Origin of the sequence: Limnobaculum allomyrinae (assembly GCF_016649425.1) — a bacterium.
Taxonomy (GTDB): domain Bacteria; phylum Pseudomonadota; class Gammaproteobacteria; order Enterobacterales; family Enterobacteriaceae; genus Limnobaculum; species Limnobaculum allomyrinae.
In genome coordinates this window covers 184,725-195,823 of sequence record NZ_JADRCR010000004.1, presented here as the reverse complement: position 1 = coordinate 195,823, position 11,099 = coordinate 184,725, and the positions used below count along the sequence as shown (strand labels likewise).

9 protein-coding genes are annotated in these 11,099 nt (G+C 45.2%); 3 read left to right on the top strand and 6 right to left on the bottom strand.

From position 1 onward, the window contains the following. Positions 1–462: 462 nt before the first annotated feature. The 5 genes from I2494_RS09770 to I2494_RS09750 form a co-directional block, all read right to left on the bottom strand. Positions 463–1,029 carry a DUF4291 domain-containing protein gene (locus I2494_RS09770; RefSeq protein ID WP_218466659.1) on the bottom strand — a complete coding sequence of 189 codons (567 nt, stop codon included), beginning with the start codon at positions 1,027–1,029 and terminating at the stop codon, positions 463–465. Positions 1,030–1,268: 239 nt separating this feature from the next. Beyond that, a complete protein-coding gene (ubiE, locus tag I2494_RS09765; protein WP_130593784.1) occupies positions 1,269–2,024 on the bottom strand; it encodes a bifunctional demethylmenaquinone methyltransferase/2-methoxy-6-polyprenyl-1,4-benzoquinol methylase UbiE in 756 nt (251 codons plus the stop codon). 91 nt (positions 2,025–2,115) lie between these two features. Next, on the bottom strand, positions 2,116–3,624 hold the full coding sequence (gene rmuC / locus I2494_RS09760) for a DNA recombination protein RmuC (RefSeq protein ID WP_218466658.1): 1,509 nt from the start codon (positions 3,622–3,624) through the stop codon (positions 2,116–2,118). A 130-nt stretch (positions 3,625–3,754) separates the two neighbouring features. After that, positions 3,755–4,288, bottom strand: a complete 534-nt coding sequence (locus I2494_RS09755; protein WP_218466657.1) for a DedA family protein — start codon at positions 4,286–4,288, stop codon at positions 3,755–3,757. Positions 4,289–4,452: 164 nt separating this feature from the next. Then, complete coding sequence (locus I2494_RS09750; RefSeq protein WP_218466656.1) at positions 4,453–6,198, bottom strand: sensor histidine kinase; 1,746 nt, start codon at positions 6,196–6,198, stop codon at positions 4,453–4,455. 637 nt (positions 6,199–6,835) lie between these two features. Between I2494_RS09750 and gbpA the strand changes: the two genes are divergently transcribed. Both gbpA and I2494_RS09740 read left to right on the top strand, forming a co-directional pair. After that, positions 6,836–8,311 (top strand): N-acetylglucosamine-binding protein GbpA, encoded by a 1,476-nt coding sequence (gene gbpA / locus I2494_RS09745; RefSeq protein WP_218466655.1) that lies wholly within the window; start codon positions 6,836–6,838, stop codon positions 8,309–8,311. Positions 8,312–8,452: 141 nt separating this feature from the next. Beyond that, entirely contained in the window at positions 8,453–8,719 is a 267-nt protein-coding gene (locus tag I2494_RS09740; RefSeq protein WP_218466654.1) for a DksA/TraR family C4-type zinc finger protein, read from the top strand. Between the two features lie 18 nt (positions 8,720–8,737). On the opposite strand, the gene I2494_RS09735 is transcribed toward I2494_RS09740, so the two are convergent. Beyond that, positions 8,738–9,979 (bottom strand): MFS transporter, encoded by a 1,242-nt coding sequence (locus tag I2494_RS09735; RefSeq protein ID WP_218466653.1) that lies wholly within the window; start codon positions 9,977–9,979, stop codon positions 8,738–8,740. A 210-nt stretch (positions 9,980–10,189) separates the two neighbouring features. Between I2494_RS09735 and I2494_RS09730 the strand changes: the two genes are divergently transcribed. Then, entirely contained in the window at positions 10,190–11,098 is a 909-nt protein-coding gene (locus I2494_RS09730) for a LysR family transcriptional regulator (RefSeq protein WP_218466652.1), read from the top strand. Position 11,099: the final 1 nt, after the last annotated feature.

The following is an 11,099-nucleotide window of genomic DNA, read 5'->3' as shown; positions in this document are numbered from 1 at the left end:
AAATGGCAGAATAAAATATCTGTTTTGAGACGATAACATTATTGTTAACGATCTCTAATTGAAATCATCCACCTTTGATAATCTGACCGCTAACCCGTCAATACTTTCATGGTTATCTCAGGTGTAACGCATTGGAAACAACAATAAACACTCTTGTTATCATTCAAAAAATAACCGCCTGACTTAACAGGACGTATTTATACATATTATGGCTATAGTAGCTGGATAATTCTGCACAATCTCCCTATCAATCATTATTTCCATTTACGGAATAGCCTAATAGTATACAGTTGAAACTATACCGTAGTTAACTAATGACTATGGCTCATACTTGAATAACTGACAGGGATGTTAGCTTCACTAAGCACTGTATTTATTTCGCTATGGATAGCGGTAATAACCACCACTAAGATCACTCTGATTCACATCATCGGAATAATTTCTACATCACTAAACCACAAGTCACCTATAAACCCTCTCCAACGGCAACAACTCCGCTGCCTTATCCATTTCTCCTTTCACCACCAACGCCCGAATTTCATGGGCCAGCGGCGTCACGTCAGTAATCCGACATATCCACTGGTTTACATAACGTTCTACAGCCTCTTCCCCTAAACCAATCTGGATAGAACGATATTCAAGAGGCTGAAGCAACAAGTTACGCTCAGGATCCCACTGGATACGAACCGGAGAATCACGTTTTACCTGTTCCCATTGTTCCTTGCTCATTGATGGTTCTGCATGGCTACCACAACTATGTGCCAGCGCCCACTCAAAACCTTCGCGGCTGATATCCATAGCCAGAATACGTGCCTGACCGACATCTTTATAGCCCCATCCGGCCCGATACATCATCCAGAGAAATGACGGCTTTATCCAGGTCATGCGCGCCATCTTAAAAGGAGGAGAAACAAACGTACCCTGAGCCAATGCCGAGTCAGCAATTTGGTGGGAATAAGCCTGATAAACCCGAATAGTGTCATTGTCGAACAGCGCCCGGATTTGACGGTAGGGTATTGATGGCATCATGTCGGAAATCCTTTTATTACCTGATGATGAAGAGTTTTGCCAGTAGTGGGAAATCATAATACAGGAAGGGGTTTGGTGAAATATCAGTTAAAAATCCGATAACCGTAAGGTAAATATGGCGGTATAAATGTGCGTTACCACGGGCAACGCGCCTCCCTTTGTCCTGCTAACTCCCTTAGCAGAAAACCATATCTACCAAACCATCGGCATTTGCAGACGAAAGACGCCTGCTTTTCTGATTAGTACTTAAAGCCCCGATGCAGCGCAACAATTCCGCCCGTCAGGTTAAAATAACCAACACCGTCAAATCCGGCTTCTTCCATCATGCCTTTCAGGGTTTCCTGATCGGGATGCATACGAATGGATTCCGCTAAATAACGATAACTGTCGGCATCGCTTGTCACCATCTCACCAATCTTTGGTAAAACATGGAACGAATAAGCGTCATAAGCGGTATTCAGTAACTTCACTACCGGCTTGGAGAACTCCAGCACCAGCAAACGACCGCCCGGTTTCAGCACGCGGAACATTGAACGTAACGCCTTATCTTTATCGGTGACATTGCGCAGCCCGAAGGAGATAGTAATACAATCGAAGTAGTCGTCCGGAAAAGGCAATGCTTCAGCGTTAGCCTGTACATAGTTGACGTTACCGATAATACCCATGTCACGCAGCTTAGAACGCCCCATTTTCAACATGGAATCATTAATATCGGCTAAAACAACTTCGCCCTTTTCGCCAACCAGACGTGAAAATTTTGCTGTTAAATCACCGGTTCCACCTGCCAGGTCGAGCACTTTCTGCCCTTCACGAACCGCACTACAATCAATAGTGAATCGTTTCCAAACCCGGTGAATCCCGAATGACATTAAGTCGTTCATCAAGTCATATTTTGAAGCTACAGAATGGAAAACCTCAGCAACCATTGCGACTTTTTGATCTTTTTCTATCGTGCGGAAACCAAAGTGCGTCGTGGTTTCCTGCGTTTCGTTCATCATGATTAAACCTGATTTAATAAGTCATATGAATTAATTTAGTCTACCAGAAACAATCTGAAACATACTCACCAATAACTCTTTTTTACTATCATTCAGTAATATCAGAAGATTTCTCTGGTTCAGCAGTATTATCCGGTATTTTTGATATCGATTCAGCTAAAGCTGGTTCTGATATCGCTGTATTCATCGGGCGTTTTACTTCAACCCCCAGTGTTCGAAAACTTTCTACCTGCCCAATGACATTACCCCGCCCCTGAGACAGCTTGTTCATCGCCTGTCGGTAATTATCCTGCGCTTTGTCGAGGCTCATACCCAGCGCTGTCATATCATCAACAAACAGCCGGAGTTTATCATACAGGCGCGCCGCCCGGTCAGCGATCTGTTGGGCATTCTGGCTTTGATGCTCATAACGCCATAGATTACCGATAGTTCTTAATGCCACCAATAATGTCGTTGGGCTAACCAGCATAATATTATTCTGCAATGCTTCACTGATTAACTCTGGTTGCCTGTCGATAGCCAATAAGAACGCGGGTTCTACCGGAATAAACATCAGTACATAGTCTAAGGAACGTAATCCCGGAAGCTGGTGATAATCTTTACGACTGAGCAAGCGGATATGCGACTTGATGGAAGCGATATGTTCATGCAACGCCTGACTGCGCTCCTGATCATCATCACTGTTAAAATAGCGCTCGTAGCTTACCAGCGACATCTTAGCATCAATAACAACATCTTTCCCCTGTGGAAGATGAACTATCACGTCTGGTTGCTGACGGTTACCCTCTTCACCTACCATATTAACCTGAGTTTGATACTCATGGCCCTCACGTAAACCGGAGGCTTCCAGAACCCGACTTAACACCACTTCTCCCCAGTTCCCCTGAGTCTTATTATCCCCTTTCAGGGCTTTAGTCAGGTTAAGCGCCTCCCGAGCCATTTGGGCATTCAACTGTTGCAGATTGCGGATCTCATGGGTCAGAGTATGGCGTTCCCGCGCTTCCTGCCCGTAACTGTCCTGAACCTGACGGCGAAAGCCGTCTAACTGTTCATATAGCGGAAGCAATAACCGGTCAAGACTCTGGCGGTTCTGTTCATCCACTTTACGCCCGCTCTGCTCAAAAATACGATTGGCTAAGTTTTCAAACTGCACCGTTAATCGTTGTTCGCTGCTGATTAACAAGCGCTGCTTCTCTTCCGAAGCAAAGCGGGTCTCTTCCAGACGAGTGGACATCTCCCGTAGCTCAACCTCCAGCGAATTATTAATGCCCTGAAGACTGCGCAATTCTTGATTCAGCCGTTCACATTCTTCATGCCATAGCGCCTGTTGCTGAGCTTTCTCCTGCAGAGCAGCCAGACGAGCATACAGATCGCGCAGATCCAACTGCCCTTTTTGCAGTTCCTGCTGTTGAATTTTACGTTCCGATTGTAACTGCTGATTGTCTGAATCCGCCTGATCCAACTGTGCGGTCAGTAATGCGATTTGATTTTCCTGCTGCAGATTATGGCGTTGGTTATAAATCGCCGTCACTAATCCACCCAGTAATAACCCTGCCAGCGCAGCAGCAATCATCATCATCATCAAGCTGGTATCCACCGCGCCTCCGGCTTTTGATATACAAGCATCACAAATTAATAAGGGTTAAAAGTAAGAGAATACTGTATAAATGTCCAGATTGTTTTGGCTGATTATGCGTAATTGTTCCCATTATCGCTTAACCAAATGGCTAAAAGCGCAGATAGTGAGCAATCCATTGAATACCAAAGGCACCGGGAGCCAGAATCAGAAAGCCCCACAGCATGGCTGACGTCAGATTAACGACCTGAAAAGATTTCAGCGGCATCTCACATATTCCGGCAACCAGCGGCACGGTGGCACGAAAAGGGCCAAAAAAGCGGCCAACAAATACCCCAATGGTTCCCCAACGATCAAAAAAGTGCTGGCCACGAACCAGCATTTGCGGGTTACGCGATAAGGGCCAGATATGCGCAATACGCTCTTTATAGTGCCAGCCCAGCCAGTAAGATATCCAGTCACCAAAAAAAGCGCCGAGGGATGCCGCTATCCAGATGGGCCAGAAAGCGATACCGCTCTCACCAATAATCGCACCAATACCGATTAAAATAACCGTGGCAGGGATGAGTAAAGAGAGAAAGGCAATGGATTCGCCAAACGCCAGAAAAAAAACAATAGGAGCGCCCCACGCCTGATGGTCGCGGACAAAATTCATGGTCGACGTAATGATATAGTCAAGGGTCACATTGCTACTCCCGTTTTTAACACCCACATTTAGCAAGATATCGATGATAAAAAGCAATATTCTTTTGATTTTTATACATTATACAACATGCTTTTTTGCCCGATAAACGCCATAAAAAAACCGGGGGAATCCCGGTTTCTCTTTTCATTAATAACTTCAAATAATTAAGCCGCAGGCTTGGCCTCTGACGCAATACTGAGCATATCCTCACCGCCAATAGCAGGAACACGGATCGTAACTCGCGTATAAACTTCCGACTGGCTCTCCACCGTCACCCCATATTCATAACCGTGACGCGCCTTAATACGACGATCCACCAAATTCATACCCAAACCATCACCGTTTGGTCTTGGGTAGTAATTACCTGCGTTATCCTCCACCAATAAAACCAGTGCCGGATGGTGAAGATCGGTGGTATCAAAATAACCTTTAATGCTGATATGCCCTTCCGTCAACATCTGAGAGGTGCCGTGCTTGATGGCATTTTCCACAATAGGTTGCAGGGAGAATGCGGGTAAAGAAAGCGGTAATAGCGCATCCGGTATATCGATATCAACCGTGAGCCGATCGGCAAAACGCGCTTTTTCAATTTCCAGATAGGCATTGATGTGTTCTAACTCATCACTAAGGCTAACTTCATCATTACTACGCTTTAAGTTTTTACGAAAGAAAGTGGATAGCGACAACACCAGACGACGGGCATGACCGGGATCTTTACGTATTACCGCCGACAGCGTATTCAGCGCATTAAACAGAAAATGAGGGTTAACTTGCGCATGGAGTAGCTTAATCTCCGATTGCGCCAACAGCTGCCTCTGCTGTTCCAGGGTTCCAGTCAGGATTTGCGCCGATAATAAATGGGCTATCCCTTCCCCCAGCGTTCGGTTAATGGAGGAAAACAATCGGCTTTTTGGTTCATACAGCTTAATGGTTCCAATAACGGTTCTTTCAGCACCACGCAGTGGAATCACCAACGTTGACCCCAGCTTGCAGTTAGGCGTAATCGAACAGGCATAATGAACCTCGTTGCCATCCGCATACACCACCTGATTATTCTCAATGGCTTTATGGGTATGATGAGAGGTGATTAATGTGCCAGGAATATGGTGATCGTCACCAATACCAATAAATGCTAACAGCTTTTCCCGATCGGTAATTGCCACGGCGCCAACGCCGAGCTCCTCATACAAGATTTGAGCAACCCGCATACTGTTTTTCTGGTTAAATCCTTGCCGCAATACCCCTTCCGATCGGGCAGCAATCTTTAATGCCTTGGCGGAGAACGCGGTGGTATATTTTTCAAAAATCGCACGACGATCCAACAAGATACGCATGAACATTGCCGCACCAATCGAGTTAGCAATCATCATCGGCAGGGCAATATCATTGACCAGATGCACTGCCTGAGAGAACGGACGGGCAATTAACAAAATGATTAGCATTTGCAACGCTTCAGCAAACAGAGTGATGGCAGCAACAGTCAGCGGCTGAAACAGAAGATCCATACGATTATGGCGAACCAAATAGCGGTGTAATAGCCCCCCCACTAAACCTTCTACAATCGTAGATAACATACAGGCAGTTGCCGTCATACCTCCCATAGAATAACGATGCAAACCACCGGTTAATCCCACAAAAAAGCCTACGGATGGCCCACCCAGTACACCACCTAAAACCGCCCCCATCGCTCGAGTATTGGCAATAGAATCATCGATCTGCAAACCAAAATAGGTTCCCATAATACAGAACATAGAAAAGGTGAAATAGCACAGCAGCTTATGGGGAAGGCGAATGGTGACCTGCATTAACGGAATAAATAGCGGGGTTTTACTCAGCAGATAGGCAATAACCAGATAAACGCACATTTGCTGTAATAAAGATAAAATGAGGTCAATCTGACTAATTTCCATGAAGTATCTTTCTCTACGAGGTCAGGGATTGTTCGCTGACTATTCTAACATCAGTTGTTAATTATCCCCGTATTTTTACACGATCGACTTATCTTGCGATAGACACAAGTCCAATAATGGAACGTTTCAGCCAAAATGGATAAAAAAAAGCCAGCACGCGGCTGGCTAAAATAAACACTGGAAGCAATGTGAGCAATGTCGTGCTTTCCCGAGGTGAGCATGAATGACCGCCCCTTGAAAACATGTAAATAATAATCATTATCAATAGACTCTGTAAAGCTCTTTTTTATTAAAATGAGAATATTTCTCATTTTAATAAAAATATCTGGGTTTCTCGTTAACTACTCAAATATCCATACTATAATTAAGGCCACTATTTTACTGTTCACTCACCGCCCTTTTTTCCCTTCCAATATTTTTACCGCAAATTATTTTAATCATCTAAATAATCATGCATTTATAAAATAAAATATCGAAATATCGAAATATCGAAATATCGAAATATCGAAAATTAAAAATAAATTTTGAAATATTAAACTAACATCATGAGTAGGTGTTTTGCCCCGTCTGATATTTTTGCCACAGATAAAAAAGTGGATATTTCGTATACATTATTAAATTTTTTAGGAGGTTAATTATGATTTCTGCTTTATCACTCAGAGGATTAGCGGGTACTCTGGCAATCATAAGCCCACTGGTATGGGCTCATGGTTTTATTACAGAGCCCCCATCCCGAGGTTATTCCTGTAACATTGGACAAAACGTAGGTTGTGGCGATGTGCAATATGAACCACAAAGCCTGGAAGCGCCTACCGGTTTCCCTAATAGCGGGCCGGCTGACGGAAAAATAGGTAGTGCCGGTGCTGCGCGATTTGGTCAATTAGATGAACAAACTGCAGTTCGCTGGAAAAAGACCAGCATAAAACCCGGTGACAATACCATCACCTGGAAATTTACTGCTGCTCACCCGGTTAATAACTGGCGTTACTATATGACTAAGCAAGATTGGGATCCGAATCAGCCACTCACCCGAGCCTCCTTTGATTTAACACCATTCTGTAAAATTGACGGAAAAATGGCGTTGCCTCAAACCATTACCAGTAAAACCTGTAATGTACCTAACCGCACTGGCTATCAAGTGATTCTGGCGGTATGGGAAGTTGCTGATACCCCTAACAGTTTCTATAACTTGATCGATGTCGATTTTGCTGGTGGTAGTGACACTGGCGGTGGGGGTGGGGGTTCAAACACCCCGGCAGTGATTGATACCTGGGCAAAAGAAGTGGGTAATATTCAGCCGCTTGTCGACCTGAAACGCGGTGATAGTGTTAAGTTACGGGTTTTTGATAGTCGTGGTGAACGTAGCGATTTATCTATCCCTTACACCATTGAAAGCGATGAAAGTGGAGCCAAAAACGTCTGGGCTCATGACTTTGCGGATAAAATCAACACATCTCAACAGTTAGTTCGTGCCGGGCAAAAAGAAGGTTCCGACATATTTAACTCGGTATATGGCAATAATACCGTATATGCCACTGAAGCCAGCGGTATAAACCATACTGAAATTCAAATTGATCAACAACCAGTACCAGTAACATCATCAATCACCGTTACTGGCGTGGAACAAAGCTATACCACTAAACAAAGTGGCGATCTGACATTGGCATTCAACGTATCTGTTAACGGAAAACTAACTGTTGAAACATCAGTTTATGATAGTGCTCATGTTCAAAAAGTTTATGAAAGTACCGAAATGAATAACGACAATAAGAGCTTCTCGCTGGCAATGAAAGGGCTGGCATCGGGCAATTATGGGTTACTTGTTGTCGGAAAAGATGAGAACGGAAACGTACAGCAACAGATCGTTAAATTCACTGTTACTGTTCCATCCAGTAGTAGCGGCGGCGGAAGCACTAATTATGATGCAGTCTTCCCGGAAAAAATCACTACTTACAAAGGCGGAACTAAAGTACTACAACCAAAAGACGGTAAGGTTTATCAGTGTAAACCTGCACCTTACAGCGGTTTCTGTAAGCAATGGTCGGCAACAGCAACCGGCTTTGAACCCGGTGTTGGCGCCAGTTGGGAAATGGCCTGGACATTGGTCAAATAATCCTTCGCTGTAAAGCTAGCAACCAAAAGAGCCTCCAATACCGGAGGCTCTTTTCATTATATGCGCTTCACCATCCTGACGGCTCCCTGCTAAACTTAAGTTATCCCGGTTTAAGTAACCTGCTGGTTGAGGAGTTCTGTCATGGCAAGCGGATGGGCGGCAGACGGCGCCGTACAAGATCAAATCGACAGCACCATTTCAGATGCTGTCGCTAAAGCCCGTTCTCAGCTACATAATGGTGAAAGTGCAACTCACTGTCTGGAATGTGGTGAACCTATTCCACAAGCGAGAAGAGATGCTCTTCCCGGGGTTCAATATTGTCTTGCCTGCCAGACCGAACTGGATAAAAAGAACCAGCATCAGGCAGGCTATAACCGTCGGGGAAGCAAAGACAGCCAGCTAAGATAATCGTGGCTATCGGCTCCGTTACCCTTCTTCTGCCGTTTCCTTCACCGGAGCAACTGCACCGAGTTTGGATACCAGCATCAGACTAATACACAACGGAATCACCAACAGCAATAGCGCATTTTTCACACCAAATATATTTGCCAAAAAACCCAGTAACGGCGGCCCGGTTAATAGTGAGCAATAACCAATAGCTGCCACCACTGCAATGCGCGAGGCGGCATATTGTGGTTCATCGGCTGCGGCACTCATTCCCACAGGGAAGCCCAGAGCACAACCAACTCCCCACAACAAAATACCAAAGATAGCTATCGATAAATTCGGTGAAAAACCAAAGATCAATAGCCCGGTAATGCTAAGCAAAATACAGACGCGTAACACAATTACTCGCCCATACTTATCAATCAACGCACCGCCAAACCAGCGCATACTGGTCATTGCTGTGACAAACAGCGCCAGAGCCATAGACCCCATCCACCCTGCCGGTTCAGCTCCGTCAAGGGTAAATCCAGTGACAATACCCAACGGTAGCCAGTCAAAAGCTGCACCTTCTAACAGCGAAGCAGCCAATACGGTAAAACCAATCACTAAAGTGCGCCACTCCAGCCAGGCGGCAAATGGATTCCCTTTAGTCTGGTTTTCAGTACTGGTCACTGCGTGATAACCAGTCCCCGCCGAAAGATAGCGGCCGCTGCACCAGAGTAATAATATGGCGGCACCGATCACCAACGATAACAGCGGTAGAGTAAAACCAACCCGTAAATATTCCAGCAATGCACCACATGCTGCTCCGGTCACGGTTCCAAACGAAAAACAGGCGTGCAGTTTAGGCATAATGGTATATCCCAATCGCTGCTCCACCTGCGTTCCCTCCAGATTCATTGCCACATCACACAGGCTAAATCCAAAGCCAAAAACAAATAACCCGGCCCCCAAAAGCAACTGGCTGGGTAACAGAGCAGATAGCGCGACGCTCCCCATACCCGATGCAAAAACCAGAGCGGACACCATAACGGTAAAAGCACTGCTGAAACGACTGGTAATCCAACCGGCGAGAATCAGTGCAACCAATGAACCTGCCGCTGCACAAAGAAAAAATAGCCCCATTTGAGCAGAGTTAATGGAGAAGATACTCATCACCAAAGGAATACGAGCAGCCCAACTGGCAAACACAAAGCCACAGAGGAAAAATGTCAGAAACACCGCATATTTTGCACGCACGGCGCTATGGGATGGCGTAATGTCTGGCTGTATTGAAGTCATAGAGTTACCCGGATCTGTTTAATGATATCGTGCCAACATGATGTGGCTTATCGTTCTCACATTTTCATAATCAAAACAAATCGGCACATTCAGGCCGATCTTTTGGCGTTTCTGCTTCACCATTGCACTAAATTTACCTAAAGTGTTTCATACTTTATGGATGACTAAAAACTATCGTTTAGTCAGTGCAGAAAAAACGGGTGGTTTATAATGGATCGGTTCACCAGCATGTCAGTTTTTGTTGCGGTGGTAGAAAAAGGGAGCTTTGTTGCGGCAGCAGAAGCCATGAAGATCTCTCCTACCATGGTGGGAAAACACATCACTGCCCTTGAACATTCCCTGAAAACCAAGCTCTTGGTTCGTACTACCCGTCGACAAGGCCTGACCGAAGCTGGACAGCTGTTTTATCAACACAGCCGCCGAATTGTTGATGATATGGCCAAAGTAGAAACATTAGTTCATTCACTGAAAACAACCCCTACCGGACGCCTGAAGATCACTGCGCCTTATGCCTTTGGTAACCATATTTTGATACCGCTCATCAGCCAATTTCTCGAGTTATATCCGGAGATTAATATTGAGATAGAACTGGCTGACCGTAAAGTAAACCTGATTGAAGAAGGGTTCGATTTCGCCTTTCGAATTGGTGATATCATTGATGAACGGCTGGTGGCAAAAGCATTACCAGACTATGAAATGGTGCTGGCAGCCACACCCGATTATCTGAAGAAATACGGCACTCCGGATACACCGGAATCCCTGCGCCACCATAACTGTCTGGGGTATAACCAGCATCAGAGTGAAAAGCTTTGGCAATCCATTGGGATCACAGCAAACGAAGGGGAATCACTTCCCTCCCGTCTGGTGATCAATTCAGGTGAAGGTGCGCGTCAGGCGGCACTAATGAATTTTACGATTGTGCTGCAATCTAAAGTGATTCTGGAACAGGATCTACTCAATGGACGATTAGTCCGAGTACTGCCGGAATTCTCTCTGCCCTCTTACCCCATGCATATGGTTTACCTGCCGCAAAAAGAGATGCCACTAAAAACCGAAGCATTTATTAGCTTTATGATGGAAAAACTATGGCAACGGCTAATGACCCTCTCCCGTCTGTAGT

Bases quoted from the DNA above. Each gene is read 5' to 3' on its own strand.
- I2494_RS09770 (WP_218466659.1), bottom strand. From the start codon at position 1,029: ATGATGCCATCAATACCCTACCGTCAAATCCGGGCGCTGTTCGACAAT.
- ubiE (WP_130593784.1), bottom strand. From the start codon at position 2,024: ATGAACGAAACGCAGGAAACCACGACGCACTTTGGTTTCCGCACGATA.
- I2494_RS09750 (WP_218466656.1), bottom strand. From the start codon at position 6,198: ATGGAAATTAGTCAGATTGACCTCATTTTATCTTTATTACAGCAAATG.
- gbpA (WP_218466655.1), top strand. From the start codon at position 6,836: ATGATTTCTGCTTTATCACTCAGAGGATTAGCGGGTACTCTGGCAATC.
- I2494_RS09740 (WP_218466654.1), top strand. From the start codon at position 8,453: ATGGCAAGCGGATGGGCGGCAGACGGCGCCGTACAAGATCAAATCGAC.
- I2494_RS09735 (WP_218466653.1), bottom strand. From the start codon at position 9,979: ATGACTTCAATACAGCCAGACATTACGCCATCCCATAGCGCCGTGCGT.
- I2494_RS09730 (WP_218466652.1), top strand. From the start codon at position 10,190: ATGGATCGGTTCACCAGCATGTCAGTTTTTGTTGCGGTGGTAGAAAAA.